We start from the raw sequence: 26,376 nt of genomic DNA, 5'->3' as shown, positions 1-26,376 counted from the left end.
GCCGTGCCGTTGGAAATCACCCCGACCAGATTGCCGCGCGCGGTAAAGCGAAAAGCGTTGAGCGGGTCGGTCACGATCTCTTCGCAGGCCGCCGCCACACCCGGGGTATAGGCCAGGCCCAGATCCCGCTGGGTGACCAGGGGCTTGGAGGCGGTGATGGCGATCTTTCCGGGGCGCGGAAACTCGTGATAGTCGAGGGCGGCCTGACGGTGGTTGGGATTCTGGGGCATGACGGGTCTCGCTGGCTGGTGGCCTGGCTGAGCAGGCCTGGAAAGAGGATCAAGCTGTAGTCTAAAGACCGGCCATAAGAAAGTAATTTGGGCTTTTTATATACTCATAAGATAAAGCTTATAGCTGTACCGAAATCAAGGATGATGGGGCCGGATCATGAGCCTGAATGCCGCTGAAATCATGCATCGCCTGATTTCGCGCCTGAAAATGCGCCACCTGCGCCTGTTGCTGCTGATTCAGCAGCACGGCTCGTTGACGCGGGTGGCGCAGCATATGGCGACCAGCCAGCCGGCGGTCACCAGCGCCCTGGCCGAAATCGAAACCATGTTCGGCGCGCCGCTCTTTACCCGGTCGATGCGCGGCATGCTGCCTACCGAGCTGGGGCATATCGCCCTGGCGCGTGCGCAAGCCATGCTGCACGACCTGGATCATCTGGCGCGTGATATGGAGGCGGCGGCGTCCGGGCAGGCGGGACATGTGAATGTCGGCGTGATTCCCTTCGTGTCCGGACAACTGCTGTCGGCGGCGATTGCGCGCACCCTGCCGGGGGGGCGGCGTCTGTCGGTGACGGTGCATGAGGGCACCAGCGACATGCTGCTCGAACATCTCGACCAGCATGGCCTGGATGCGGTGATCGCGCGCGCCACGCCCAGCGCCATGCACCAGCGGCTGCGCTTTGAAGTGTTGTATCGGCAGCGTCCGCGCCTGATAGCCAGCCGGCGTCTGGCTGCGCGCCTGAACCGGGGGCGGCTGAGTTGGGCCGATCTGTCGGACCTGGACTGGATTCTCGGTACGCCCAATACGCCCATGCGCGAGCAGGTGGCCGATGTCTTCCTGGGCGAAGGTCTGCCGCCTCCGATTCCCGTGGTGGAAACCAACTCGTCCAAGCTGATAGGTGAAATGGTCGCGGCCAGTGAACGGGCGATATCGGCCCTGCCTGCCGATATCGCCGATGAACTGGTGCGGATATCAGGGGTGGCAGTGGTGCCCTTCACGTTTGAATGGGCGCTGTCTCCGATTGCCCTCTTTACCCGCAAGGAGGGCCGTGCGCGTGACGTGGATGAACTCTTCGCGCAGGCGTTGCGCGAAGTTTGCGGGCAACTTTACGGCGCGCGCATATAGCGCGCGCCGCCCTGCCCTAGCGGTTCACTGCGCGCCAGAGAAACTCGCTTTCAAGGGCTTCGGCCTGCGCGATGCCGCGGGCTTCGACGCCGGCGCCGTGACCGCCGTCGCGCCGCTCCCAGTACCAGACGTCAGCGTGCCCCAGAGACTGCATGCGGGCCGCCATCTTGCGCGCATGACCGGGATGCACGCGATCATCGCTGCTGGAGGTGGTGAACAGCACGGGCGGGTAAGCGGCCTCGGCCTGCACGTTGTGATAGGGCGAATAGGCTTGCAGATAGCGGCGTGCCTGCGGGTCTTCGGGATCGCCATACTCTTCGACCCAGGTTGCACCTTGCAGCAAGCGGTGAAAGCGCAGCATATCCAGTACGGGAACCGCTGACAGCACGGCGCCGAAAAGCTCAGGGCGTTGCACCATGCAGGCGGCAACCAGCAGGCCGCCGTTGCTCGCTCCGCTGATGGCGAGCTGGCGCGGGGTGGTCACGCCGCTGGCGTTCAAGTCCTGCGCCACCGCCATGAAATCATCGAAGGCCACCTGGCGTTTCTCGCGCAACGCCGCCTGGTGCCAGGCCGGACCGAACTCGCCGCCACCGCGTGTGCAGGCGATGGCATACAGGCCGCCGCGCTCCAGCCAGGTCACGCCCGCTGTGGCCAGGTAGGCAGGTTCGTCGAGCGCTTCTTCAAATCCGCCATAGCCATACAGCAGGCAGGGGCGCGGGCCGCCCTGATCGAGCCGGCCGATCAGCCAATACGGAATTGATTCGCCGTCGGGCGCAGTGACGTGACGCAACTCCGCGCGCATGCCCTGACTGTCGAACTGGGGCGGCAGGCGGGCAAGCCGCTGCCATGGCTGCGGTTGGGAAAGATCGGCGTAATACAGCGCGGGAGGCGTCAGGAAGTCATCCACGTCGATCAACACCGTGTCGTCGCGCAGGCTGTCGACGGCGCTGATGACGATCGAACCCTGAGCCGGCAAGGGGTAGGAGGCGCTGCGCCACGCGTGCGAGGCATCGCCGGGGGGATGCCAGAGTTTGATCTGGGTGATGCAATCGTGGCGTTCGGTGACGATGACCTGGTTGCGCGTGAAGTCCAGGTCGGCCAGCACACGGCGCGCCTGCGGCGTGAACAGCACGGTGAACGCGCGCGCGCCGCTCAGGAATGCGTCGCGGCCGATGGCCACCAGACTGCCGGCGGCCAGTGTCTGGCCCGCTATCTGCCAGTCGGTGCGCAGAGTGATGAAAAGCCATTGGCGCCATTCGCAGATCTCGGCGTCGTCGGGGATGTCATAACGCTGCCAGGGCGCGTCGGGGGCGTCGCGCCAGAGCCATTGGGCGCGCCACATGCCCAGATAAATGACTGCCAGATGACGGCAGGCCTCGTGGTCGAACCAGGCGTGCGCGGAAATGGCCTCGGGCGGACAGGTCAGCACGATGGGGGCGTCGGCCAGCGGCTGGCCGCGTCGCCAGTAGCGCGTATAGCGCGGGTGGCCGGCCACGGTGAGCTCGGCTTGCGGGTTATGTGCGCTGTCGTCCCAGGCTACGTAGACGCTGTCATCATCGATCCAGGCCATGCCGTGCTGGCCGGGTTCTGCGAGGGTGAAGCCTTGTGGCAGGAAGGCGCGCGTGGCGATGTCGAATTCATGGATGGCGCAGGCGTCGGAGCCGTCCGGAGCCAGGCTCACCAGGGCGCGTTCGCCATCGGGGTGGCGCAGATCGAAATCCGCCAGTGTCCAGCGCGTGCCGTCGGCATTGGCGCGGTTGAGCGCCAGCGCGTCGACATCCAGCACGGACTGCCAGCGGGGTTCGCCATCAAGCCAGGCCTGCCACGGTGTGCGCCGTACCAGCCCCAGCGGATGCTGCGCATCGGTCCAGGTGTTGTAGCCCCAGTCGCCGTGGCGCGAGCAGGTGGCGATGCGGTCGGCCGAATCATAGATGGCAATCAGCCGCCGCGTCAGTGCTGCCACGGCTGGGCTGTCGCCCAGTGCCTGCTGCGTGCGCGCGTTCTGCTCGCTCACCCATTGGTCGGCAGCGCGGCTGCGCAGCGATTCCAGGTAGGAAAAAGGGTCTTTGGTAGGGGCCGGAGGATTCAAGCTGCGCCGTCCTGTAGCACGGTTGGAAAGACGCCCATCATAAGCTGCGCCCGGTCCGTCCGGAAATCTCTTGACCTCAACTTAAGTCGAGGTTTTATGGTGTCGCCAGGCTGTCGGGAATTCTGTGTTCCGGCAGCAGGGAGTTTTCAACCATCCAAGGCTGGCCGTCAGCCAGCCGCCGATTCAGGAGTTTCCGCGCATGCGCAATGTTCTCGACACTGTGTTGACCAGCCGTTGGCTGTGGCTGCTGGCCCGCCTTTTGCTGGCGGTGGTTTTCGTCTCTTCGGGATTGGCCAAGTTGCTGGCCTATGAGGCCAGCCTGGCGGAGATGCGCAGCGCCGGCCTGCACCCGGACTGGCTGTTCAACATTGCCACCGCCGTCACCCTGTTGGGCGGCTCGGTGCTGATTCTGCTGGACCGCGCGCTGTGGCTGGGCAGCGGCGCGTTGGCGGTGTTTCTCGCCTTGACCATCGTGGTGGTGCACCGTTTCTGGGCGCTGCCCGCGGATCAGGCGCAGCCGGCCCTTTTCTGGGCGCTGGAGCACTTGTCGTTGATCGGCGGCTTGATGGCAGCGGCGATCGCCGGCCACTTGCGAAAACGTCTGTTGGCCGTCTGAACGGCAGGATGCAAAGGATAGCTAATGAGCAACAAGAAAAAATGGGCGGTCGTCACGGCCGTCGTGATCGCCGGCGCCATTGCCTCGGGGGTTTGGCTGTTGCGCGACAGCGCCGCCCAGGACGGCGGCGCCTGGCCCAATCCCAAGGTGGCGCTGTCTTCCGTCGTGCGCGGTCAGGCGCCGCGCACGTTGCACGGGGTGGGTGAGCTGGAGGCCGCCCGTCAGGTGGCGCTGGCCTCCGAAGTGGCTGGGCGCATTGTCCGTATCGCCTTTGATTCGGGCCAGCCCGTCAGGCGCGGAGACCTGCTGGTGCAGATCAATGACGCGCCTGAACAGGCCGAACGCTTGCGCCTGCGGGCTCAGCTTCGCAACGCGGAAACCACGCTGGCGCGCACGCGCAAGTTGCTGGCCGAGAAAGTGGCCACGCAGGAACAGTGGGAGAACGCGGTCGCGGCGCGCGACATGGCCGCCGGCGAGCTGCGTCGCATCGAGGCGGTGATCGACCAGAAGGCGCTGCGCGCGCCCTTTGATGGCGTGGCAGGCATACGCCGCGTGCATGAAGGGCAATACCTGCAGCCCGGCGAGGCCATCGTGAGCCTGATCGACACGCAGGGCTTGAAGGTGAATTTCTCGCTCGATGAGCTGGCGGCACCGCATCTGCATGTGGGCCAGCCGGTGCAGTTGCGTCTGGATGCCTGGCCGCAGGAGGTTTTCCCGGCCACCCTGAGCGCCATCGATCCGTGGGTGGGCAAGGCGCGCACGCTGCAGGTACAGGCGCGTCTGGATGCGGCCGATCCCCGTCTGCGAGCCGGCATGTTCGCCAATGTCCAGGTCAAGCCGCCGCAACCGGTGTCGGTACTGACGGTGCCAGAAACCGCAGTGACCTACACCGCGTATGGGCAGACCGTCTTTGTGGCGCGTACCGAGGGCGATCAGCCGCCTACCGTGCATCGCGTGGCGGTCAAGACGGGCGAGCGCTGGCAAGGCCTGGTGGAAATCCTGCAGGGCCTGAACGAAGGCGACCGCGTGGTGGTGTCGGGGCAGATCAAGCTCAGCGATGGCATGCCTATCGATGTGGCCGCGCGCGATGTCCTGCATGAGGCGCCGGCCGGTGCGGCTCAGGAGCAGGCATCATGAAATTCACTGATCTGTTTGTTCGCCGGCCGGTGCTGGCGCTCGTAGTCAGCAGCCTGATCGTGTTGCTGGGCGCGTTTGCCTTGAGCAAATTGCCGATCCGGCAATATCCCATGCTGGAGACTTCCACCATCACCGTCACCACCGAGTATCCAGGGGCGTCGGCCGAGCTCATGCAGGGCTTCGTCACGCAGCCCATTGCCCAGGCCGTCTCGTCGGTCGAGGGCATCGATTACCTGTCCTCGTCTTCGGTGCAGGGTCGCAGCCTCGTGACGCTGCGCATGGCGCTGAATCGTGATTCCACGCAGGCGCTCACCGAAGCGATGGCCAAGGTCAATCAGGTGCGCTATCGCCTGCCCGAGCGGGCCTACGATCCGGTGGTGGAGCTGTCGGCGGGCGACTCCACGGCAGTCGCCTATGTCGGCTTTACGACTGGCGATCTGTCCATTCCCGAACTGACGGATTATCTGTCGCGCGTGGTCGAGCCGCTGGTCTCCGGCATCGACGGCGTGGCCCGCGCTCAGGTCGAAGGCGGGCAGAAACTCGCTATGCGGCTGTGGCTGGACTCGGATCGTCTGGCCGGACGCGGGTTGACCGCGGCCGATGTGGCCGAGGCGGTGCGGCGCAACAATTATCAGGCCGCGCCCGGACAGGTACGCGGCCAGTACGTGATCGCCAATGTGCGCGTGAACTCCGACCTGGGCAGCGTAGAAGAATTCCGCGATCTGGTGATCCGCAACGACGGCAACGGTCTGGTGCGACTGCGCGACGTGGGCACCGTCGAACTGGGCGCGGCGGCTACCCAGACCAGTGCGCAGATGGACGGCGAGCCGGCGGTGTATCTGTCGGTCTATCCCACGCCTCGTGGCAATCCTTTGATCATCGTGCAGGGCATTCGTGATCTGCTGCCCGAGATCCAGAAGACCTTGCCGCCCGGCGTGAAGGTGCAGATGGTTTACGAACGGGCGCGCTTTATCGAGGCCTCGATCAGCGAAGTGATGCACACGCTGACCGAAGCCGTTTTGATTGTGGTGGTGGTGATCTGGCTGTGCCTGGGATCGCTGCGCAGCGTGATCATTCCGGTCGTGGCGATCCCGCTGTCCATGCTGGGGGCGGCGGCCCTGATGCTGGCTTTCGGATTCAGCATCAATCTGTTGACGTTGCTGGCGATGGTGCTGGCCATCGGCCTGGTCGTCGACGATGCCATCGTGGTGGTGGAGAACGTGCACCGCCACATCGAGGAGGGCAAATCGCCGGTGGCTGCAGCGCTGGCAGGGGCGCGCGAGATTGCCGGCCCTGTCGTGGCCATGACGCTGACGCTGGCGGCGGTCTATGCGCCCATCGGCCTGATGGGCGGCCTGACCGGTGCGCTGTTTCGCGAATTTGCGCTGACGCTGGCCGGCGCCGTGGTGGTATCCGGCATTGTGGCGCTCACGCTTTCGCCGGTGATGAGTTCCTTGCTGCTGGCATCGGGGCAGCAGGAAGGCCGCATGGCGCGCATGGCCGAGCATGTCTTTGGCGGGCTTTCGCAGCGTTATGGCCGCATTCTTCAGGCCTCGCTCAAGCGGCGCTGGATCAGCGGCGCGGTGGCCGTGCTGGTCTGCCTGAGCCTGCCTCTGCTGTATCAGCTTCCCAAGCGCGAGCTGGCGCCTGCGGAAGATCAGGCGGCGGTCCTGGCCGCGGTGAAATCTCCCCAACACGCCAGCCTGGAGTACGCCGAACGCTTTTCCGATTCCCTGCATCAGGTCATGCAGCGTATCCCCGAGAGTGTCGGGACGTGGATCATCAGCGGCACCGATGGGCCGGCGGCCAGTTTTGGCGGGGTGAACCTGTCCGAATGGAGCGAACGCCAGCGCAAGGAGCCGGAGGTGGTGGCCCAACTGCAGCGCGAAGTCGGTGAGATAGAGGGCAGCAGCATTTTCGCGTTCCAGGTGGCGCCCCTGCCGGGGTCCAGCGGCGGCTTGCCGGTGCAGATGGTGTTGCGCAGCGCCCAGGACTATCCGGTGATCTACGAGGCCATGGAAGGCATCAAGCAGCGCGCGCGAGAGAGCGGCCTGTTCGTGGTGGTCGACAGTGACCTCGAGTACGACAACCCGGTGGTGCAGGTGTCGATCGATCGCGCCAAGGCGGCCAGCCTGGGGATCCGGCTGCAGGACATCGGCGATTCGCTGGGGGTGCTGGTGGGCGAGAACTACATCAACCGTTTCGCTCTGCATGGCCGCTCCTATGATGTGATTCCGCAAAGCGTGCGCGACCAGCGCCTGACGCCGCAGGCCTTGGCGCGCCAGTTCGTGCGTACCGGGGATGGCCAGTTGGTGCCTTTGTCTACCGTGGTTACGCTGGATCTGCAGGTCGAGCCCAATCGCCTGAACCAGTTCGATCAGCAGAACGCGGCCACGCTGCAGGGCATCCCTGCCCCGGGTGTCTCGCTGGGCCAGGCGGTTGCCTTCCTGGAGCAGGCAGTCGCCGATCTGCCGCCGGGTTTCAGCCACGACTGGCAATCCGAGTCGCGCCAGTACGTGCAGGAAGGCAGCGCGCTGGTGTTTGCCTTCCTGGCCGCGCTGGTGGTGATCTATCTGGTGCTGGCGGCACAGTATGAAAGCCTGGTGGATCCGCTCATCATCCTGATCACGGTGCCGCTGTCGATCTGCGGCGCATTGCTGCCGCTGGCGCTGGGTTGGGCAACGTTGAACATCTACACGCAGATCGGCCTGGTGACCTTGATCGGCCTGATCAGCAAGCACGGCATTCTGATGGTGGAGTTTGCCAACGAACTCCAGGTCCACCAGGGATTGGACAAGGTGTCGGCCATCATCCGCGCGGCCCAGATCCGCCTGCGCCCGGTCTTGATGACGACCGGCGCCATGGCCTTTGGCGTGGTGCCGTTGCTGTTTGCCAGCGGGGCCGGCGCCAACAGTCGTTTCGGCCTGGGCGTTGTGATCGTCTGCGGCATGCTTGTCGGCACGGTGTTCACGCTGTTCGTGTTGCCGACGGTCTACGCCTGGCTGGCGCGCGATCACCGCATCGTCACGCCGCGTGCGCGCATGCTGGCGCAGATCGACCGCCTGGAACAAGGGCCGGCGGCATGAGGAAAACTATCATGACCATGTATTCATCCAAGGCCGGCATGCTGGCCGCCCTGCTGGCGCTGGCGGGTTGCGCAGTGGGACCGCAGTACGAACCGCTCCCCATCGCCCCGATCGCGCTGCACAGCCCCCAGGCTGCGGACCATGCGGGCGTGCCGGCCGATAGCGTCGCGGCGCAGTGGTGGACCCTGTTTGACGATCCGGTGCTGGCCCAATGGGTCGACGCCGCCCTGATCCACAACCATGACATCCGCCAGGCGCAGGCCAATCTTCTGGCTGCCCGGGCGGTGTTCGATGAGCGTCAATGGGACCGCGTGCCTGGCGTGACGGCCTCGGCGGGCTATCAGCGTGGCAGCCAGCAGCAGTTCGACGAACACGGTAAACCCGTGCGTACGCTGTCGGAGTCCTGGCGGGCCGGTTTCGATATGCAGTGGGAAATCGATGTCTTTCGTCGCCTGGAACGGCTGAGCCAGGCCGCGCAGGCGCGTGCACAGGCCAGCGAAGCCGAGCTGGAGCTCATGCGGCTGAGCATTGCCGCCGAGGTGGCGCGCAGCTACTTCGACGCGCAGGGTCTGATGCGTCGCCTGGCTGTGGCGCAGCAGCAGGTCGGCAACTGGCGCGAAACTGTGCAGCTGATCGACGCGCATCGGCGGGCCGGCAGCGGCCTGCCTGAAGACCTGGAAAACGCCCGCAGCCAGCTGATGCGCAGCGAAGCCGACATCGCACCGCTGACTGCCGCCCTGCAACAGGCGCGCATGCGCCTGGATGTACTGACAGGGCAACGTCCGGGCCAGGGTGAACTGACGGTGCCGCCCCCTTCCGCGCAGCCTTTTTCTCGTCAGCTGCCGCTGGGCGATGTGGACGCCCTCATCCGTAACCGTCCCGACGTGCGCCGGGCCGAACGACAGTGGGCCGCCAGCGTGCACGACGTGGCGGCGGCCACGGCCGAGCTGTATCCCCGTTTCGATCTGGGCGGCTTCATCGGTTTTTTCGCTCTGCGCGGAGCCGACTTCGGGCATGCTGCCACGCGCGCCTTCGACCTGGCCCCCGGAGCCACCTGGCCCGCCCTGCGGCTGGGCAATGCGCGTGCGCGCCTGCGCGGCACGCAGGCCCTGTCACAAGGGGCCCAGGCGCAATATGAGCAGGCCCTCCTGCAGGCCCAGGAAGAAGTCGAGAACGCCGTCGTCAGCCTCACCGAGCACCAGCGCTACATGGGCTCGCTGATGCAGTCTGCCGACCATGCCGAACGCGCCTTCGATATTGCCCGCAAGCGCTATCAGGCAGGATCCGGCAGCTACCTGTCGGTGCTGGAAAACCAGCGTGAACTGTTCCGCCTGAAACAGGACGTCGCCCAGGCCGAGATGGCCTCGCATTTTTATGTGGTGGCCTTGTACAAGGCGCTGGGCTGGGGCACGGCATGAACCCCTTCGTCGCTACTTCCCGATGCAGAAGCTAGAAAAAATCTCGCCCAACAGATCGTCGCTGGTGAACTTGCCGGTGATGTTGCCCAGGCTATCGTGGGCCAGGCGCAGTTCTTCGGCGAAGAGGTCGAGCACGCGGTCGTCGTGGGTGGCGTGTTCGGCGGCGAGTTCGAGGTGTTCGGCGGCCGCTTGCAGGGCATGGACGTGGCGTTCGCGCGCGAGCCAGGGCGATTCGCCGCCGGGGTTCCAGCCGGCCAGTTGCAGCAGGCGCGTGCGCAGCGTGTCCAGGCCCTGCCCTTGGCGTGCGGAGATGCCGATGGCGCCTTGCGGCAGGGGGGGCGCGTCAGGCGCCAGCAGGTCCGTCTTGTTGTAGACGGACAGCACGGGGGTGCGCGCCGGCAATCTGGCGGTGATGGCCTTGTCGAGCACATCGCCAGGGGCGGTGGCGTCCTGCAGGTGCAGGATGAGGTCGGCGCGTTCGATTTCCTTCCAGCTGCGTTCGATGCCCAGACTCTCGACGGTGTCATCGGTATCGCGCAGGCCGGCGGTATCGACGATGTGCAGCGGCACGCCTTCGATGTGGATTTCCTGGACGACTTTGTCGCGCGTGGTGCCGGCGATGGGGGTCACGATGGCGATATCGTCGCCGGCCAGGGCATTGAGCAGACTGCTTTTGCCGACATTGGGTTGGCCCGCCAGCACGACATGCAGGCCTTCGCGCAGGATGACGCCCTGCCGGGCCTGGGCAATGAGCGCATGCAGGTCCTCGCGCAGGCCGTCGAGCGCAGGACGGGCCTGGTATTTTTCCAGGAAGTCGATTTCTTCTTCGGGGAAATCCAGCGTGGCTTCGACCAGCATGCGCAGATGGATGATGCGCTCGGCCAGGGCGTTGACGCGGCGTGAGAAATCCCCCGACAGCGAGGCCATGGCGCCGCGCGCGGCCGCCTCGGAAGAGGCGTCGATCAGGTCGGCGACAGCTTCGGCCTGGGCCAGGTCCAGGCGGTCGTTGAGAAAGGCCCGGCGTGTGAATTCGCCGGGTTCTGCCAGGCGCATGCCCAGGCCGTGGCCGGCCTGCAGGCAACGTGCCAGCAGGCGCTTGAGGACCGCCGGGCCGCCATGGCCTTGCAATTCCAATACGTCTTCGCCGGTATAGGAGTGCGGCCCTTTGAAGTAAAGCGCAATGCCTTCGTCGATGTGTTCGCCTTCGGCCGTGGTGAAAGGCAGGTAATGGGCGTGGCGTGGGGTCAGGTCGCGGCCCAGCAGATCACGGATGTAGGCATCCAGACGCGGGCCCGAAACGCGCACGACACCGATGCCGCCGCGTCCGGGGGCGGTGGCGATGGCGGCGATGGGAAGGCTTGCACTCATGGCGGGAATCAAGGCAGAAAATCAGGTCAATAGCGGACTATACCCGCTGGTCGCGGCCTGCCCCGCCTGCCCGGGCCGGGTTGTGGACAAGGCACGTCGCCGAGCGGGCATGGCTTGGCGAGTACGAGAAATGGGCCGGGGCGCGCGCCGATGCCGATACCCGGTCAGCTGCGGGAAATGCGCCATTTCCGCTGGAGTCCGCCCTGCTTATGCACAGCTTTGGGTCAGTTATGGACAGCTTGCCCACAGCATATTCACCGAGTTTCCACCCGCTTTTCACAGTCTTTTCCACAGCTTTTGATGGCAGGTTTTCATAGCAGCCGGGACAGATTCTGTGGATAACTCTGTTGAAAATGACAGTACGTTTTTTGTTGGAAACCGCATTTCTCCCTGGGAGGGGGGATTTTCGCCGGCGTGTGCATCCCTGTGGAATAAGTTAATCACAGCCTGGATTTATGACGTCGGGCTGTGAATAAACACCGAATTCTTCGTTGGCCGCCATGAGCGGGGTTTCCATAATGGGTCGCTCCAAAGCCATCCCGACAAGGAGCCGATCATGTCCGTCAGCACCGCCATTCGCCCCACCGAAACCTGGCAGCCGCCAGCGCCGTTGGCTGCGCACGAGTTCGAGATCGTGCCATTTGCCGAGGGTACCGGCGCCGAGGTGCTGGGTCTGGACCTGAGCCGTGAACTCGGTAGCGCCGATTTCTCGCGCATTCATCAGGCGCACCTCGATCATCATGTGCTGGTGTTTCGCGATCAGCGGATCACGCCGCAGCAGCATATCGATTTCAGCCGCCGCTTCGGCCGCCTGATGATTCATGTGCTGCATCAGTTTCACCTGCCCGGCCATCCGGAAATCCTGGTGGTGTCCAACGTTGTGGAGGACGGCCGGCCGGTGGGGCTGGGCGATGCGGGGCGCTACTGGCATTCCGATATTTCGTATAAGGCCATCCCCAGCCTGGGGTCCTTGCTGCATGCCCAGGAATTGCCCGCCGAAGGCGGCGATACCCTGTTCGCGAACATGCACCTGGCCTACGACACCTTGCCGGCCGCTCTTCTGGCAGCGGTGCATGGCCGTCGCGCGGTGCATTCCTATCTGGCCAAGTATGGCGAACTCCAGCAGCGCGGCAACTGGCGGCCGAACCTCAGCCCCGAGCAGCTGGCACAAGTGCGCGAGGTGGTGCATCCGGTCGTGCGTACCCATCCGGAGACCGGGCGCCGCGCGCTTTTCGTCAGCGAAGGCTTTACCACGCGCATCGAAGGGCTGCCCGAGGACGAGAGCCGTCAGGTGCTGGATGAGCTGTTCGCCCACAGCGTGCGCGCCGCGCATGTCTATCGGCACCAATGGCGTGCCCACGATCTGGTGTTCTGGGACAACCGCAGTCTGATCCATCTGGCGACCGGTTGCCCGGCGCAACTGCGCCGCACGCTGTACCGCACCACGATCGAAGGCGACGCGCCGTTCTGAGCCGCCTTCAACGCCCCCTGCCCCGTGAGCCCAATCGTCATGTCCACTCCCGTCGAAAGTCGTCTTCAGCGTTTTCTGTCCGCCAGCGTGCTGGCCCTGTTCATTGTCCTGCTGGCCTTGTCCGCGCCGACGCCGGTGCAGGCCGAAGGCCGCCTGCGTATTGCCGAGCAGCATGGCATCGTCTACCTGCTGCTCAACATTGCCCGCGATCGGCAACTGATCGAGAAGCATGGCAAGGAGGCCGGTCTCGATATCGAGGTGCAATGGAAGCAATTGTCGGGAGGCGCGGCCATCAACGATGCGCTGCTGTCCGGCGCCATCGACATCGGGGCTGCCGGCGTCGGGCCTTTGCTGACCCTCTGGGATCGCACCCGGGGCCGCCAGAACGTCAAGGGGGTGGCGTCGCTGGGTAATTTCCCGAGTTATCTGGTGAGCATCAATCCGCAGGTGCGCAGCATCGCCGATTTCACCGAGCAGGACCGCATCGCCTTGCCGGCGGTCGGCGTGTCGGTACAGTCGCGATTGCTGCAACTGGCCTCGGCCAAGCTCTGGGGCAAGGAGCATTTCAACAGGCTGGACAAGATTTCGGTAGCACTGCCGCATCCGGATGCGGCCGCCGCCCTGATTGCCGGGGGAACCGAGATCACCGCGCATTTCGCCAACGCGCCATTCCAGGAACAGGAGCTTGCCGCCAATCCGCAGGCGCACGTCGTGCTCAATTCCTATGATGTGCTGGGAGGCCCTGCGTCCTCGACGGTACTGTTCGCCACCGAAGCCTTCCGCGATCGCAATCCCAAGACCTATGCCGCATTTCAGGCCGCGCTGGCCGAGGCGGCGCGCTTTGCCGCCACGAATCCCGAGGCGGCGGCCGATGCCTACCTGCGCGTGAGCGGCAGCAAGATAGATCGCGAGCTGCTGGTGCGCATCATCAAAAGCCCCGAGGTGGCTTTCACCCTGGCGCCGCGCAACACCTATCCGCTGGCCGAGTTCATGCATGAGGTAGGCGCCATCAGGAACAAGCCGGAAAGCTGGCAGGCCTATTTCTTTGACGATGCGCTGGTCGCGCAGGGAAGTTGATCATGGCCGACAGCGTCCAAGTTTTTGCCGCCCGCAGCCTGCCTGCGCCCATTCTGCGCGCCGAAGAGGTCAGTCTGGAGTACCGCAGCCCGACGCACCGGGTGCGGGCCACGCACCGCGTCAGCTTCGATGTGCTGCCGCAGGACCGCTTCATCCTGCTGGGGCCATCCGGTTGCGGCAAGTCCACCCTGCTCAAGGCTGCGGCCGGGTTTCTGCCGCCGGTCGAAGGCCGGTTGCTGTTGGATGGCAAGGTCATCGAGGGGCCGGGCCCCGACCGTGTCGTGGTGTTCCAGGAGTTCGATCAACTGCCGCCCTGGAAAACCGTGCGCAGCAATGTGGCCTTTCCGCTGCGCACGGCGCGCGGCCTGTCGCGCGCCGAGGCGGATGAGCGTGCCATGCACTACCTGGATAAGGTCGGGCTGGCCGGGTTTGCCGATGCCTATCCGCATACGCTGTCGGGGGGCATGAAGCAGCGTGTGGCGATTGCGCGCGCGCTGGCCATGCGGCCACGCATTCTGTTGATGGACGAACCGTTTGCGGCGCTTGATGCGCTGACCCGGCGCAACATGCAGCAGGAGCTGCAAGGCCTGTGGGAGGAAAGCCCGTTCACGCTGCTCTTCGTGACCCATTCGATCGAAGAAGCGCTGGTGCTCGGCAGCCGGATCCTGTTGCTCTCTCCGCATCCCGGGCGTGTGCGCGCCGAACTGAATGCCCAGCAATTCGATCTGCGCAGCGCCGGGTCGGCGGCCTTTCAGCGTGCTGCCCAGCGCATTCATGGCCTGTTGTTCGATGAAGCCGGCGCGCCGCCGGCCGCGATGCAGGCCGTTGCCTGAGGAGCGCGCCATGAACGATCACAGCCTGATTGCGCGTCCCGAGTTTGAATGCCGCCTGGATCCCCTGCCCGCTTTGCCACTGGAGGTTGCGTTGCCGCGCTGGCAGCGCCTGTGGCGTCATGCCGCGCTGCGCAAGAGCGTCATCCTGCTGCTGTTGCTCGTGCTCTGGGAAGGGGCTGCCCGTTGGGCCGGCAACGATCTGTTGTTGCCCGGTGCCTGGCAGACGGCCCAGGCCTTTGCGGCGGAGTTGGCCAACGGTGTATTGCCGGCGCGCGCGGCGGGTTCGCTGGTGGTCTTGCTCAAGGGCTATGCCGCCGGGGTCGCGCTGGCATTCGTGCTCACGACCGCAGCGATATCCAGCCGCTTCGGGCGCGACTTGTTGTCCACCCTCACGGCCATGCTCAATCCCCTGCCCGCCATCGCCCTGTTGCCGCTGGCCATGCTGTGGTTCGGCCTGGGCGAGGGCAGCCTGATCTTCGTGTTGATCCATTCGGTGCTGTGGGCGCTGGCGGTCAACATGTACTCGGGTTTCCTGACTGTGCCCCAGACCTTGCGCATGGCCGGGCGCAACTATGGCCTGAGCGGCCTGCGCTACGTGCTGGCGATTCTGGTGCCGGCAGGCCTGCCGGCCATTCTGTCGGGGCTGCGTATTGCCTGGGCCTTTGCCTGGCGCACGCTGATCGCCGCCGAGCTGGTGTTCGGCGCTTCCAGCGGCGAAGGCGGGCTGGGCTGGTACATCTATCAGAATCGCAACGAGTTATACACAGATCGTGTTTTCGCCGGTTTGGCGATGGTGGTGTTGATTGGTCTGCTTGTGGAAAACCTGGTTTTCGAAACCTGCGAGCGGCTGACGGTGCGTCGCTGGGGTATGCAGCGCTGAAGCGATACGCCGGCAAGGGGGGAAAGAAGGCCTGGGACGGCCTTCTTTTTTTTCGGATGCAGCATCCGCGATCCGGCATAGGGGCGACCTATGACGAGGATTGCATCAATCAAATTCTTGATTTTGCGTGGCTTCCGTATAGTCAATTCCAGTGTTTGTGCGCCACTGAAGCCAGTTGGTCTGGTCTGTTTCCGGCTCTGGAAACGGAAGGATCCTGCAGGTAGGCGGCACGATGCGGAAAGGCGGCTTGGCCGCCTCGCTGTCGAGTCAAAGACCCTTGCCGTGCGGGCGGTCGGGGTGGGATTGCCGGCTTGGCAGCTTCAACCTCCCAGGAGAGAGCGTATGTCCCACGAAGCAAAATGCCCCTTCACTCACGCGGCCGGGGGCGGCACGACCAATCGCGATTGGTGGCCGCAGCAACTGAGGCTGGATCTGCTCAGCCAGCACTCCAGCAAGTCCGACCCCATGGGCGCGGGCTTTGACTATGCCGAGGCGTTCAAGAGTCTGGATCTGCAGGCCGTCAAAGATGATCTGGCGAGCCTGATGACCGACTCGCAGGAATGGTGGCCCGCCGATTTCGGTCATTATGGGCCGCTGTTCGTGCGCATGGCCTGGCACAGCGCGGGCACTTACCGGATCGGCGACGGGCGTGGCGGCGCCGGGCGTGGGCAGCAGCGCTTTGCGCCGCTCAACAGCTGGCCCGACAACGTCAGCCTGGACAAGGCGCGACGCCTGCTGTGGCCGGTCAAGCAGAAGTATGGCCGCAAGATTTCCTGGGCTGACCTGATGATTCTGGCCGGTAACGTCGCGCTGGAAAGCATGGGGTTCAAGACCTTCGGTTTCGCCGGCGGGCGGGCCGATACCTGGGAGCCCGATCAGGATGTCTACTGGGGTAGCGAGAAAACCTGGCTGGGCGGCGATGCGCGCTATGGCAAGGGCGATCAGCCGGCCGGAAACGAAGACAGGCGCCAACTGGAGAATCCGCTGGCCGCGGTGCAGATGGGCCTGATCTACGTCAATCCGGAAGGCCCTGACGGCAACCCCGATCCGCTGGCCTCGGCACGCGACATTCGCGAAACCTTTGCCCGCATGGCCATGGATGACGAGGAAACCGTGGCGCTCATCGCCGGCGGCCATACCTTTGGCAAGACGCATGGCGCCGGGCCGGCCGACAATGTCGGGCCCAATCCCGAAGCCGCGCCGCTGGAGCAGCAAGGGCTGGGATGGAAGAACCGCTTTGGCACCGGCAAGGGCAGCGACACCATTACCAGCGGCCTGGAGGTCACCTGGACGTCCACGCCCACGCGCTGGAGCAACAACTTCTTCTGGAACCTGTTCGGTTACGAGTGGGAACTGACCAAGAGCCCGGCCGGCGCGCATCAATGGCGGCCCAAGCATGGCGCCGGTGCTGATTCGGTGCCCGATGCCCATGATGCATCCAGACGCCATGCGCCATCGATGCTCACCAGCGACATCGCGCTGCGTACCGATCCGGCCTACGAAAAGATCGCGCGCCGCTTCTACGAAAACCCCGAGCAGTTTGCCGATGCCTTCGCCCGCGCCTGGTTCAAGCTGACACATCGCGACATGGGGCCGCGCTCGCGTTATCTCGGGGCGGAGGTGCCGGCCGAGGCGCTGGTCTGGCAGGATCCGATCGATGCGGTTGATCATCCTTTGATCGATGAGGCGGATATTGCCGCGCTCAAGCGCAGCATCCAGGCCAGCGGCCTGTCGGTGAGCGAACTGGTTGCTACGGCCTGGGCGTCTGCGTCGACCTTCCGTGGCTCGGACAAGCGAGGTGGCGCCAATGGCGCCCGTATCCGGCTGGCGCCACAGAAAGATTGGGTGGTCAACCAGCCGGAGTCCCTGGCGCGGGTTCTGCAAACGCTGGAGTCCATCAAGGCGGAATTCGATGGTGCGCAGGCCGATGGCAAGCGGGTCTCGCTGGCCGACCTGATCGTACTGGCCGGCTGTGCTGCCATCGAACATGCTGCAGCGCAGGCTGGTCACACGGTCACGGTGCCGTTTTCGCCGGGCCGCATGGACGCCTCCGAGGCGCAGACCGATGCCGCCTCGTTTGCGGTGCTGGAGCCGGTGCATGATGGTTTCCGCAATTTCCTCAAGGGGCGCTTCAGCGTGCCGGCCGAGCACCTGCTGATCGACAAGGCCCAGTTGCTGACCCTGACCGCGCCCGAGATGACGGTTCTGGTGGGGGGCTTGCGCGTGCTGGACGTGGGTGCGGATGGCGAGCGACACGGCGTGCTGACCGACAGGCCCGGGGTGCTCAGCAATGATTTCTTCCGTCACCTGCTGGATATGCGCACCGAATGGCACCCGGTCTCACCGGAGCGGGAGCATTTCGAAGGTCGGGACCGGGCCACCGGAGAGCGGCGCTGGACCGCCAGCCGGGTGGATCTGGTGTTTGGCGCCCATGCCCAGTTGCGGGCGTTGGCCGAGGTCTACGCCAGCGACGACGCGCAGGATAAGTTCCTGCAGGACTTCGTGGCGGCATGGGTCAAGGTGATGAACCTCGACCGTTTCGATCTGGCCTGAGTCTGCGTGCCCGCGCCTTTCCCGGGAAAGGCGCGGTGCGATGTGTCGCCCCTGCCCCGTTCGCCCTGCCGGGCGGCGGGGCTTTTTTGTGTCGCGGGGCTTTGCCGGGGGCATGAAAAACCGCGCCGGTACCAGAGGTACGGGCGCGGTGTGCGGGGGGACGGACGCCAGGGTCCGTCTGCGACATCAACCCCGCTTGGCAGCCTGACGCGCGATGCTGCGCGTGATGCTCCACTGCTGCAGGATGGACAGGGTGTTGTTCACGCACCAGTACAGCACCAGACCGGCCGGGAAGAAGAACATCATCCCCCCGAAGACCAGCGGCATGATCATCATGACCTTGGCCTGCATGGGATCGGGCGGCGTGGGGTTCAGCTTGATCTGCAGGAACATGGTGCCCATCATCACTGCCGGCAGGATGAAGTACGGGTCGCGCACGGCCAGGTCATGGATCCAGAGAATCCAGGGGGCGCCGCGCATTTCCACGCTGGCCAGCAGCACCCAGTACAGGGCGATGAAGACCGGGATCTGCACCAGCATGGGCAGGCAGCCGCCCAGCGGATTGATCTTTTCGTGGCGGTACATCTCCATCATGGCCTGGTTGAGCTTCTGGCGATCATCGCCGTACTTCTCTTTCAGGGCCTGCAGGCGCGGGGCGACCTGCTTCATGCGCGCCATCGAGCGGTAGCTGGCCGAGGCCAGCGGATAGAACACCGCCTTGATGATCACGGTCAGGGCCACGATGGTCCAGCCCCAGTTGCCCAGCAGGCTGTGCAGCCAGGTCATCAGGGCGAACAGCGGCTTGGCGATGATGGTCAGCCAGCCATAGTCGACCACCAGTTCCAGGCCCGGGGCGACTGCCGACATGGCCTGCTGGTCTTGCGGGCCGACCCACAGCTGCGAGTCGGAGGCCACGGTGCTGCCGGGAGCCACGTCGCCCACCGGCACGATGGTGCGCGCGGCATACAGATTGGGCGCCAGTTGCAGCAGTTCGTTGCTGCGCGGCTTGCCTTCCTGGGGCACCCAGGCGGTGGCGAAGTAGTGCTGCACGATGCCGATCCAGCCGTTGTCGGCGTGGCGGATGTAGCTGCCCTTGTTCTTGGCGATGTCCGAGAAGGAGATCTTCTGGAACTTGTCCTGCTCGGAGTAGACCGCGACACCGGTGAAGGTGTTGTAGAAGCTGGACGTGCCGCTGGGATCGTTGCCGTCGCGCTCGAGTTGCAGGTAGACCGACGGCGACACCGTATTGGCGCCCAGGTTGGTCACGTCGTGACGCACGTGCACGTCATAGCTGCCGCGATCGAGGGTGAAGGTCTTGACCACGCGCAGGCCGCCCGATTCCGCTTCGAAGCGCACCGCCAGCTTGTCGCCGGTCAGTTCGCGTTCGGTGCTGGTCACGGCGAACGGCGTCTGGTGGGTGGGGAAGTTCTGGCCTGCGCCGATCACGCCGGTCTGGGCGGTGTAGATCAGGTCGGCCGAACGGTCCAGCAGGACCATGGGACGCGGGTTGTCGCTGCTGATCGGATATTTCAGCAGTTCGGCGCGCACCAGTTGGGCGCCCAGCGTGTTGAAGGTCAGGCGCAGCACGTCGGTCGTGACGACCACCTGTTCGGCCTGCGCCGGTGCGGGCGCCGTGCTGCCCGGCACGGAGCTGGGCGCTGCCGGGGCGCTGGCAGGCACGCTGGGTACGGCCGTGTTGGCACCATTGCCGTTGGCCGGCGGCGTGCCGTTGCTGTTGGCGGACGCGTTCTGGTCCGCGCCGGTGGACGTGCTGGCAAACAGCGACTGCTGGCCGTTACTGACTTGCCAGTTGTTCCACAGGAGCAACAGCGAGAAGCAAAATATCATCCAGAGGATGGTGCGTCGGATATCCATAGTGCCTGAGGAAAAGAGAGCGGACCCGCAAAGCCCGCAAGTTTAACGTCAATCGGGTCCGCTACGGGCATGATGGCCGCAGCAGTCGGGTTTGCTGGCTTCGTCCGGGCTTGCTGGCACGGGATCCAGGCCGCCGGGCGACCAGGGATGGCAGCGCCCGATGCGCCTTGCCGCCAGCCACAGGCCTCGCACAGGGCCGTGGCGTTCGATCGCTTCGATGGCGTAGGCCGAACAGGTCGGCGTGAAGCGGCATTGGCGGCCGATCCAGGGGCTCAGGAAAAAGCGATAGAAGCGGATGGGCGCAATCAGCAGGGCCTTGATCATTTTGCGATCCGCCCGAACAAGGCATCCGCTTCGCTGCGCACGGCACGCTTGAGCGCGGTCAGGGTGGCCGGCGTGACCCGGCTGTGCAGGCGTACGACATAGTCGCGCGCAGGCAAGCCCTGCCGCTGGTGGCGGAAGGCCTCGCGCAGCACGCGCTTGATGGCGTTGCGGGTGGTGGCCAGCGGCGCAAAGCGTTTGGCGATCACCAGGCCCAGGCGAGCAGTCGGGTCGGCTTCGTCGGCGGGCGCCGCGGCGCTGACAACGAACATCGCCCCTCGGGCAAGCCGTCGGCCCTTCAGGGCGGCAGCGAACTCGGAGGGGCGATGCAGGCGCGCCTGGGCGGGAAAGCGGGCGCGTGTCATGGCTGACAGGGGCGGCGGACCCTCCATCTGCCGGCTGCCGGCCCGCTCGGGGAGAGGCAGGATGCCCGCTCCAGAGGCGGCAGGCGTGCCGGGCAAAGGGACGAAATCCGCAGCGAGGCCGGTATTAAACGGCCAGACGCTTGCGGCCCTTGGCGCGGCGGGCGTTCAGGATGGCGCGGCCGGCGCGGGTCTTCATGCGCAAGCGAAAGCCGTGGGTGCGCTTGCGGCGGGTGACGGAAGGTTGGTAGGTGCGTTTCATGGACGATCCACAAAAAGAACAAAGTCAGAAGGGGCTGCCTGGAGGTTCCTGGTCGCAATGACCCGGGCGGGTATCCCGGCATCAGCGCGCAGCTGATCTTGGGACGGGGCCCGAGGCCGGGAGCACGTCAGCTGGACCCGGACGCTGCCATCGCCAGCATGCCGATGTCGGTAACGCTTTACGCACCGTGCCGATGGCGCGGTGGACAAGCAAAGACATGCAGCAAAATGGGTGACAAAGCCTAGGTGGCCAATGCGGCGCGGATATCGCTATACGCGCTGGCAGCCAAATCCCCCCGATCTTGCTAAATCTCTGAGATAGATGAGGTTTTCGCTGCTTCCCGTGCAGTTCCAACGGAACCTTCTGACAGACAGAATTCGGAAAAGCCCACCATTTCAGCAAGTTTCTCCAGTCTTGTCAATCAGTTAGGTAGAGGCCCGAATGACGGTGCCCGGCCAGGCTGTGGATAACTTATGCCCAAAAGCGGTAGAATCGAGGTTTGAACAAGAGCGACATGAAAGAATTCTGGCAGACCTGCGTCAGTCGTCTTGAGCAGGAGCTTCCCCCCCAACAAATCAGCGCGTGGATAAGACCGCTGGTCCCGCTTGCCTTTGACGAAGCGCAGGCGGTGCTGCGCGTGGCTGCCCCCAACCGCTTCAAGCTGGATTGGGTCCGCAAGAACTTTTCGCATCAGATCGAGGCGCTGGCTACCGAGTGGTATCAGCGTCCGGTGCAGGTGCAGTTCGAGTTGCCCAGCCACGGCGCCGCGCCACGCATGCCCATGACTCCCCGCCCGAGCGCCGCCGCGCCCGTGCCGATGCCCAGTGCGCCACCGCCGGCCATGCCGAGCGCGCCGGCTGCGGCCCCGGCGCCCGCGCCGATGGCCGCCGAGCCGGCGCCTTCGCTCGCGCAAAGCGCGGCTGCCGTCGAGGCCGCCAACATCGTCTATGAGCGCTCGCGACTGAATACCGACCTGACCTTCGACAATTTCGTCACGGGTAAGGCGAACCAGCTGGCGCGTGCGGCTGCCTTGCAGGTGGCCGAGAATCCGGGCACTTCCTATAACCCGCTGTTCCTGTATGGCGGGGTCGGTCTGGGCAAAACCCACCTGATCCATGCGATCGGCAACGCCATGGTGGCCGCCGGCACCGGGGTGCGGGTGCGCTATGTGCATGCCGACCAGTATGTCTCGGACGTGGTCAAGGCCTACCAGCGCAAGGCCTTCGATGATTTCAAGCGTTACTACCATTCGCTCGATCTGCTGCTGATCGACGATATTCAGTTCTTCTCCGGCAAGAACCGCACGCAGGAAGAGTTCTTCTATGCGTTCGAGGCGATGGTGGCGCAGCGCAAGCAGATCATCATCACCAGCGACACCTATCCCAAGGAGCTGTCGGGCATCGACAGCCGTCTGATCTCGCGCTTTGACTCCGGCCTGACGGTAGCCATCGAGCCGCCGGAACTGGAAATGCGGGTCGCCATTCTGTTGCGCAAGGCCGAATCCGAGGGGGTGCCCATGCCCGAGGAAGTGGCCTTCTTCATCGCCAAGCATCTGCGCAGCAACGTGCGCGAGCTCGAGGGCGCGTTGCGCAAGGTGCTGGCCTATGCGCGCTTTCATGGTCGCGACATCCTCAATGTGGATGTCTGCAAGGACGCGCTCAAGGATCTGCTGTCGGTGTCCAACGGCCAGATCACGGTCGAGAATATCCAGAAGACGGTCGCGGATTTCTACAAGATCAAGGTGGCCGACATGTATTCGAAACGCCGGCCCGCGAATATTGCCTTGCCGCGCCAGGTGGCGATGTACCTGGCCAAGGAGTTGACCCAGAAAAGCCTGCCCGAGATCGGTGATCTGTTCGGCGGCCGTGACCACACGACGGTGTTGCACGCGGTTCGCAAGATTTCCGATGCGCGTGCCAAGCAGGCCGAGCTCAACCATACCCTGCACGTGTTGGAACAAACTCTCAAAGGATGACCATGCAACTCGTACAAACCACACGCGATGCATTGCTGAAGCCGCTGTCGACTGTGGCGGGCATCGTCGAAAGACGCCATACCCTGCCCATCCTGGCGAACATCCTGATGCGCAAGGAAGGCAACAAGGTCGCTTTCATTGCCACCGATCTGGAAGTTCAGATCACCACGCATGCCGACTTCGGTGTGGGCGAGAGCAACGAGTCCACCACCGTGGCCGCGCGCAAGCTGCTGGACATCCTCAAGGCCTTGCCGGACACCGGCGAGGTCAAGCTGGCCCTGGCCTCGAGCAAGCTGTCGGTGCAGTCGGCCAAGAGCCGCTTCGCCCTGCAGACGCTGGCCGCCAGCGAGTTTCCGACCGTGGCGCAGCCCGAGCAGTGGGACGTCTCGCTGACGATGCCGCAGCGTACCCTGCGGCATCTGTTCAACATGGTGCACTTCGCCATGGCCCAGCAGGACATCCGTTACTATCTGAACGGCATGCTGCTGGTGTTCGAGCCGGGCCGCGTGCGCGCCGTGGCCACCGACGGCCATCGCCTGGCGCACTGCGCCACCGAGGCCGATGGGATCGCCGAGCGCCATGAGGTCATCGTGCCGCGCAAGACCGTGCTGGAAATGCAGCGTCTGCTCGAAGACTCCGACGAACCGGTGTCGCTGGATGTCGCGCCGGGCCAGATCCGTTTCCGCTTCGGTGATGTCGAGCTGGTCTCTAAGCTGGTCGAAGGCAAGTTCCCCGACTTCTCGCGGGTCATCCCCACGAACTACACGCGTCACTTCAACGTCAGCCGCGAAGCCCTGCAGGGCAGCCTGCAGCGTGCCGCGATTCTGACGACCGATAAATTCAAGGGTGTGCGTCTGCAACTGGTGCAGAACCTGATGAAGATCTCCTCCTCCAACGCCGAGCAGGAAGAGGCGCAGGAAGAGATCGATATCGACTACGGCCACGAGCCGCTGGACGTGGGCTTTAACGTCGGCTACCTGCTCGACGTGCTGGCCAACGTCAAGGTGGAGAACGTGCAGTGGTCGGTCATGCCCGACGCCAACGCGTCGGCGCTCATCACCCTGCCCGACGACGATCAGTTCAAGTACGTCGTCATGCCGATGCGGATCTGATCCGCAGCAAACCGGCATAGGCCGCTGGCGCAATGCGCTGGCGGACCGGCCTCAATGGCCGCCTTTTATTTTTGAACAGAGCTATGGCAGATCAACAGAACACCACTCCCGAGACCAGCGGCTACGGCGCGGATTCGATCAAGATGCTCAAGGGGCTGGAGGCGGTGCGCAAGCGCCCCGGCATGTACATCGGCGACACATCCGATGGCACCGGCCTGCATCACATGGTGTTCGAAGTGGTCGACAACGCCATTGACGAAGCCCTGGCCGGCCACTGTGACGATATCGTGGTCACCATCCACACCGACAACTCGATTTCGGTGACGGACAACGGCCGTGGCATTCCGACCGACGTGCACAAGGACGACGAGTTCGGCCGCAGCGCCGCCGAAATCGTCATGACCGAACTGCACGCCGGGGGCAAGTTCGACCAGAACTCTTACAAGGTGTCGGGCGGCCTGCACGGCGTGGGCGTGTCCTGCGTGAACGCGCTGTCCGAGTGGCTGCGGCTGACCATCCGTCGCAACGGCCAGGTGCACGAGATCGAATTCCGTCAGGGTCAGCGCGTGGCGCCCCTGGCCGTGACCGGCCAGACCGACAAGCGCGGCACGGAAGTGCGCTTCCTGGCCGACCCGGTGATCTTCTCCAACATCGAATATCACTACGAGATCCTTTCCAAGCGCCTGCGCGAGCTGTCGTTCCTGAACAATGGCGTGAAGATCCGCCTGATCGACCAGCGCCAGGGCAAGGAAGAGAACTTCGCCTTCTCGGGTGGCGTGAAGGGCTTTGTCGAGTACATCAACCGCGCCAAGACCGTGCTGCACCCCAATGTGTTTGCGGTGAGCACCGATTCCTCGGCCGGCGGCGTGCCGGTGGGCGTCGAAGTGGCCATGCAATGGAACGACAGCTACAGCGAAAGCGTGCTGTGCTTCACCAACAACATTCCCCAGCGCGATGGCGGCAGCCACCTGACCGGCCTGCGTGCGGCGATGACGCGCGTCATCAACAAGTACATCGCCGACAACGAGCTGGCCAAGAAGGCCAAGGTCGAGACCGCCGGCGACGACATGCGCGAGGGCCTGGCCTGCGTGCTGTCGGTCAAGGTGCCCGAGCCCAAGTTCAGCAGCCAGACCAAGGACAAGCTGGTCTCCAGCGAAGTGCGGCCGGCCGTCGAGGATGCCGTGGCACGGTCGCTGGAGACCTGGCTGCTGGAAAATCCCAACGATGCCAAGGCGCTGTGCGGCAAGATCGTCGAAGCCGCCCGGGCGCGCGAGGCCGCGCGCCGTGCGCGCGAGATGACGCGCCGCAAGAGCGTGCTGGAAGGCGCCGGCCTGCCCGGCAAGCTGGCCGACTGCCAGGAAAAAGACCCTGCGCTGTGCGAGCTGTACATCGTGGAAGGGGACTCGGCAGGCGGCTCGGCCAAGCAGGGCCGCGACCGCAAGTTCCAGGCCATCCTGCCGCTGCGCGGCAAGGTGCTCAACGTCGAGAAGGCGCGTTTCGACCGCCTGATCGCCAGCGAGCAGATCGCCACGCTGATCACCGCCCTGGGCACCAGCATCGGGCCGGATTTCAACATCGAGAAGCTGCGCTATCACCGTCTCATCATCATGACTGACGCGGACGTCGATGGCGCGCACATCCGCACCCTGCTGCTGACGCTGCTCTATCGCCAGATGCCCGAGCTGGTCTCGGGCGGCCACGTCTACATCGCCCAGCCGCCGCTCTACAAGGTCAAGGTCGGCCGCGAAGAGCGCTATCTGAAGGATGAGGTCGAAGAGGCCAAGTTCATGCTGCAACTGGCGCTCAAGGATGCCGAACTGATCCCGGCCGAAGGCGCCGAGCCCATCCGTGGCGAGAGCCTGAGTGAGCTGGCGCGCCAGTATGTGCTGGCCGACACCGTCATCTCGCGCCTGTCGCGCGTGTTCGACGTGCCGGCGCTCTCGGCGCTGGCCGAAGGCGTGCAGATCAACCTGGAAAGCGAGGTCGAGGCGCAGGCGTCGGCGCAGCGTCTGCAGGATGCGTTGCGCAGCCATGATGGCAACGGCGTGGAAGTGGTCGCAGAGTACGACGAGCAGGCCGACAAGCGCCGCCTGGTCATCCGCCGCATGCATCACGGCAACGTGCGCATCAGCATCATTGACGCCGACTTCGTGCGCGGCGCCGATTACAGTGTGCTGTCCAAGTCCGCGAGCACTTTCCTGGGCCTGGTCAAGGAAGGCGCCGTGGTGGCCCGCGGCGAGGGCGACAAGCGCCGTTCGCAGCCGGTGGCGGACTTCCGCGAAGCCATGCAGTGGCTGCGCTCCGAGGCCGAACGCGGCCTGAGCAAGCAGCGCTACAAGGGTCTGGGCGAGATGAACCCGGAACAGCTCTGGGAAACCACCATGGATCCCTCCGTGCGCCGCCTGTTGCGCGTGCAGATCGAGGATGCCATCGCGGCTGACGAGGTCTTCACCACGCTGATGGGCGACGACGTCGAGCCGCGCCGTGCCTTCATCGAGACGCACGCTCTGTCGGCGGGCAACATCGACGTCTGACCGGCCGGCCTGCGCTGTCCTCATGAGTGGCTGCCTTCGGGCAGCCATTCTTTT

19 protein-coding genes and 1 pseudogene are annotated in these 26,376 nt (G+C 64.8%); 13 read left to right on the top strand and 7 right to left on the bottom strand.

Annotation, left to right across the window (positions count from 1 at the left end; genetic code table 11):
- A pseudogene (locus A7V84_RS06000) lies at positions 1–230 on the bottom strand (NADP-dependent malic enzyme); the annotation flags it as partial.
- A 157-nt stretch (positions 231–387) separates the two neighbouring features.
- On the opposite strand from A7V84_RS06000, the gene A7V84_RS05995 reads away from it, so the two are divergent.
- A complete protein-coding gene (locus A7V84_RS05995) occupies positions 388–1,353 on the top strand; it encodes a LysR family transcriptional regulator (RefSeq protein ID WP_025512303.1) in 966 nt (321 codons plus the stop codon).
- A 16-nt stretch (positions 1,354–1,369) separates the two neighbouring features.
- On the opposite strand, the gene A7V84_RS05990 is transcribed toward A7V84_RS05995, so the two are convergent.
- Positions 1,370–3,442 carry a prolyl oligopeptidase family serine peptidase gene (locus tag A7V84_RS05990; RefSeq protein WP_063491687.1) on the bottom strand — a complete coding sequence of 691 codons (2,073 nt, stop codon included), beginning with the start codon at positions 3,440–3,442 and terminating at the stop codon, positions 1,370–1,372.
- Between the two features lie 199 nt (positions 3,443–3,641).
- On the opposite strand from A7V84_RS05990, the gene A7V84_RS05985 reads away from it, so the two are divergent.
- From A7V84_RS05985 to A7V84_RS05970, 4 genes are read left to right on the top strand one after another with little or no spacing between them, the layout of a single operon-like run.
- The gene (locus tag A7V84_RS05985) at positions 3,642–4,058 is read left to right on the top strand and encodes a DoxX family protein (protein ID WP_025512307.1); all 417 of its coding nucleotides are present in this window, start codon (positions 3,642–3,644) and stop codon (positions 4,056–4,058) included.
- Between the two features lie 24 nt (positions 4,059–4,082).
- Positions 4,083–5,195, top strand: coding sequence for an efflux RND transporter periplasmic adaptor subunit (locus A7V84_RS05980; protein ID WP_025512308.1), 1,113 nt, complete (start codon positions 4,083–4,085; stop codon positions 5,193–5,195).
- Positions 5,192–8,281 carry a MexW/MexI family multidrug efflux RND transporter permease subunit gene (locus A7V84_RS05975; protein WP_025512309.1) on the top strand — a complete coding sequence of 1,030 codons (3,090 nt, stop codon included), beginning with the start codon at positions 5,192–5,194 and terminating at the stop codon, positions 8,279–8,281. The genes A7V84_RS05980 and A7V84_RS05975 overlap by 4 nt, the downstream gene beginning before the upstream one ends.
- Positions 8,282–8,292: 11 nt before the next feature.
- Positions 8,293–9,699, top strand: coding sequence for an efflux transporter outer membrane subunit (locus A7V84_RS05970; protein WP_063491686.1), 1,407 nt, complete (start codon positions 8,293–8,295; stop codon positions 9,697–9,699).
- 12 nt (positions 9,700–9,711) lie between these two features.
- Here A7V84_RS05970 and mnmE read toward each other — a convergent pair whose 3' ends face one another.
- Positions 9,712–11,067 (bottom strand): tRNA uridine-5-carboxymethylaminomethyl(34) synthesis GTPase MnmE, encoded by a 1,356-nt coding sequence (gene mnmE / locus A7V84_RS05965; RefSeq protein ID WP_033534296.1) that lies wholly within the window; start codon positions 11,065–11,067, stop codon positions 9,712–9,714.
- Between the two features lie 556 nt (positions 11,068–11,623).
- Here mnmE and A7V84_RS05960 point away from each other — a divergent pair.
- From A7V84_RS05960 to katG, 5 genes are all read left to right on the top strand, one after another.
- The gene (locus A7V84_RS05960; RefSeq protein WP_025514891.1) at positions 11,624–12,538 is read left to right on the top strand and encodes a TauD/TfdA dioxygenase family protein; all 915 of its coding nucleotides are present in this window, start codon (positions 11,624–11,626) and stop codon (positions 12,536–12,538) included.
- 39 nt (positions 12,539–12,577) lie between these two features.
- Entirely contained in the window at positions 12,578–13,615 is a 1,038-nt protein-coding gene (locus A7V84_RS05955) for an ABC transporter substrate-binding protein (protein WP_033534297.1), read from the top strand.
- Positions 13,616–13,617: 2 nt separating this feature from the next.
- Positions 13,618–14,448, top strand: coding sequence for an ABC transporter ATP-binding protein (locus A7V84_RS05950; protein ID WP_025514893.1), 831 nt, complete (start codon positions 13,618–13,620; stop codon positions 14,446–14,448).
- A gap of 10 nt (positions 14,449–14,458) precedes the next feature.
- Positions 14,459–15,328 carry an ABC transporter permease gene (locus A7V84_RS05945; protein WP_063491685.1) on the top strand — a complete coding sequence of 290 codons (870 nt, stop codon included), beginning with the start codon at positions 14,459–14,461 and terminating at the stop codon, positions 15,326–15,328.
- Positions 15,329–15,670: 342 nt separating this feature from the next.
- Positions 15,671–17,881, top strand: coding sequence for a catalase/peroxidase HPI (gene katG, locus A7V84_RS05940; protein ID WP_025514895.1), 2,211 nt, complete (start codon positions 15,671–15,673; stop codon positions 17,879–17,881).
- Positions 17,882–18,067: 186 nt separating this feature from the next.
- Here katG and yidC read toward each other — a convergent pair whose 3' ends face one another.
- From yidC to rpmH, 4 genes are all read right to left on the bottom strand, one after another.
- Positions 18,068–19,756: a membrane protein insertase YidC gene (gene yidC, locus A7V84_RS05935; RefSeq protein ID WP_025514896.1), complete on the bottom strand. Its 1,689-nt coding sequence runs from the start codon at positions 19,754–19,756 to the stop codon at positions 18,068–18,070.
- 48 nt (positions 19,757–19,804) lie between these two features.
- On the bottom strand, positions 19,805–20,080 hold the full coding sequence (gene yidD / locus A7V84_RS05930) for a membrane protein insertion efficiency factor YidD (RefSeq protein ID WP_025514897.1): 276 nt from the start codon (positions 20,078–20,080) through the stop codon (positions 19,805–19,807).
- On the bottom strand, positions 20,077–20,442 hold the full coding sequence (locus A7V84_RS05925) for a ribonuclease P protein component (protein ID WP_025514898.1): 366 nt from the start codon (positions 20,440–20,442) through the stop codon (positions 20,077–20,079). Before A7V84_RS05925 ends, yidD begins: the two co-directional genes overlap by 4 nt.
- Positions 20,443–20,566: 124 nt before the next feature.
- Complete coding sequence (rpmH, locus tag A7V84_RS05920) at positions 20,567–20,701, bottom strand: 50S ribosomal protein L34 (RefSeq protein ID WP_005017166.1); 135 nt, start codon at positions 20,699–20,701, stop codon at positions 20,567–20,569.
- A 514-nt stretch (positions 20,702–21,215) separates the two neighbouring features.
- Between rpmH and dnaA the strand changes: the two genes are divergently transcribed.
- From dnaA to gyrB, 3 genes are all read left to right on the top strand, one after another.
- Positions 21,216–22,676, top strand: coding sequence for a chromosomal replication initiator protein DnaA (dnaA, locus tag A7V84_RS05915; RefSeq protein WP_025514899.1), 1,461 nt, complete (start codon positions 21,216–21,218; stop codon positions 22,674–22,676).
- Positions 22,677–22,678: 2 nt separating this feature from the next.
- Positions 22,679–23,788, top strand: a complete 1,110-nt coding sequence (dnaN, locus tag A7V84_RS05910; RefSeq protein ID WP_025514900.1) for a DNA polymerase III subunit beta — start codon at positions 22,679–22,681, stop codon at positions 23,786–23,788.
- Positions 23,789–23,871: 83 nt separating this feature from the next.
- A complete protein-coding gene (gene gyrB / locus A7V84_RS05905; RefSeq protein WP_025514901.1) occupies positions 23,872–26,322 on the top strand; it encodes a DNA topoisomerase (ATP-hydrolyzing) subunit B in 2,451 nt (816 codons plus the stop codon).
- Positions 26,323–26,376: the final 54 nt, after the last annotated feature.

Source organism: Bordetella trematum (assembly GCF_900078335.1).
GTDB classification, from domain to species: domain Bacteria; phylum Pseudomonadota; class Gammaproteobacteria; order Burkholderiales; family Burkholderiaceae_B; genus Bordetella; species Bordetella trematum.
Note: the sequence above shows the minus strand (reverse complement) of the source record. Positions and strands in the feature narration are given on the sequence as shown.

What these genes read in the sequence shown, in the direction of transcription:
- A7V84_RS05995 (WP_025512303.1), top strand. Translation starts at nt 388, where the DNA reads ATGAGCCTGAATGCCGCTGAAATCATGCATCGCCTGATTTCGCGCCTG.
- A7V84_RS05985 (WP_025512307.1), top strand. Translation starts at nt 3,642, where the DNA reads ATGCGCAATGTTCTCGACACTGTGTTGACCAGCCGTTGGCTGTGGCTG.
- A7V84_RS05980 (WP_025512308.1), top strand. Translation starts at nt 4,083, where the DNA reads ATGAGCAACAAGAAAAAATGGGCGGTCGTCACGGCCGTCGTGATCGCC.
- A7V84_RS05975 (WP_025512309.1), top strand. Translation starts at nt 5,192, where the DNA reads ATGAAATTCACTGATCTGTTTGTTCGCCGGCCGGTGCTGGCGCTCGTA.
- A7V84_RS05970 (WP_063491686.1), top strand. Translation starts at nt 8,293, where the DNA reads ATGACCATGTATTCATCCAAGGCCGGCATGCTGGCCGCCCTGCTGGCG.
- mnmE (WP_033534296.1), bottom strand. Translation starts at nt 11,067, where the DNA reads ATGAGTGCAAGCCTTCCCATCGCCGCCATCGCCACCGCCCCCGGACGC.
- A7V84_RS05960 (WP_025514891.1), top strand. Translation starts at nt 11,624, where the DNA reads ATGTCCGTCAGCACCGCCATTCGCCCCACCGAAACCTGGCAGCCGCCA.
- A7V84_RS05955 (WP_033534297.1), top strand. Translation starts at nt 12,578, where the DNA reads ATGTCCACTCCCGTCGAAAGTCGTCTTCAGCGTTTTCTGTCCGCCAGC.
- A7V84_RS05950 (WP_025514893.1), top strand. Translation starts at nt 13,618, where the DNA reads ATGGCCGACAGCGTCCAAGTTTTTGCCGCCCGCAGCCTGCCTGCGCCC.
- A7V84_RS05945 (WP_063491685.1), top strand. Translation starts at nt 14,459, where the DNA reads ATGAACGATCACAGCCTGATTGCGCGTCCCGAGTTTGAATGCCGCCTG.
- katG (WP_025514895.1), top strand. Translation starts at nt 15,671, where the DNA reads ATGTCCCACGAAGCAAAATGCCCCTTCACTCACGCGGCCGGGGGCGGC.
- yidC (WP_025514896.1), bottom strand. Translation starts at nt 19,756, where the DNA reads ATGGATATCCGACGCACCATCCTCTGGATGATATTTTGCTTCTCGCTG.
- yidD (WP_025514897.1), bottom strand. Translation starts at nt 20,080, where the DNA reads ATGATCAAGGCCCTGCTGATTGCGCCCATCCGCTTCTATCGCTTTTTC.
- A7V84_RS05925 (WP_025514898.1), bottom strand. Translation starts at nt 20,442, where the DNA reads ATGACACGCGCCCGCTTTCCCGCCCAGGCGCGCCTGCATCGCCCCTCC.
- rpmH (WP_005017166.1), bottom strand. Translation starts at nt 20,701, where the DNA reads ATGAAACGCACCTACCAACCTTCCGTCACCCGCCGCAAGCGCACCCAC.
- dnaA (WP_025514899.1), top strand. Translation starts at nt 21,216, where the DNA reads ATGAAAGAATTCTGGCAGACCTGCGTCAGTCGTCTTGAGCAGGAGCTT.
- dnaN (WP_025514900.1), top strand. Translation starts at nt 22,679, where the DNA reads ATGCAACTCGTACAAACCACACGCGATGCATTGCTGAAGCCGCTGTCG.
- gyrB (WP_025514901.1), top strand. Translation starts at nt 23,872, where the DNA reads ATGGCAGATCAACAGAACACCACTCCCGAGACCAGCGGCTACGGCGCG.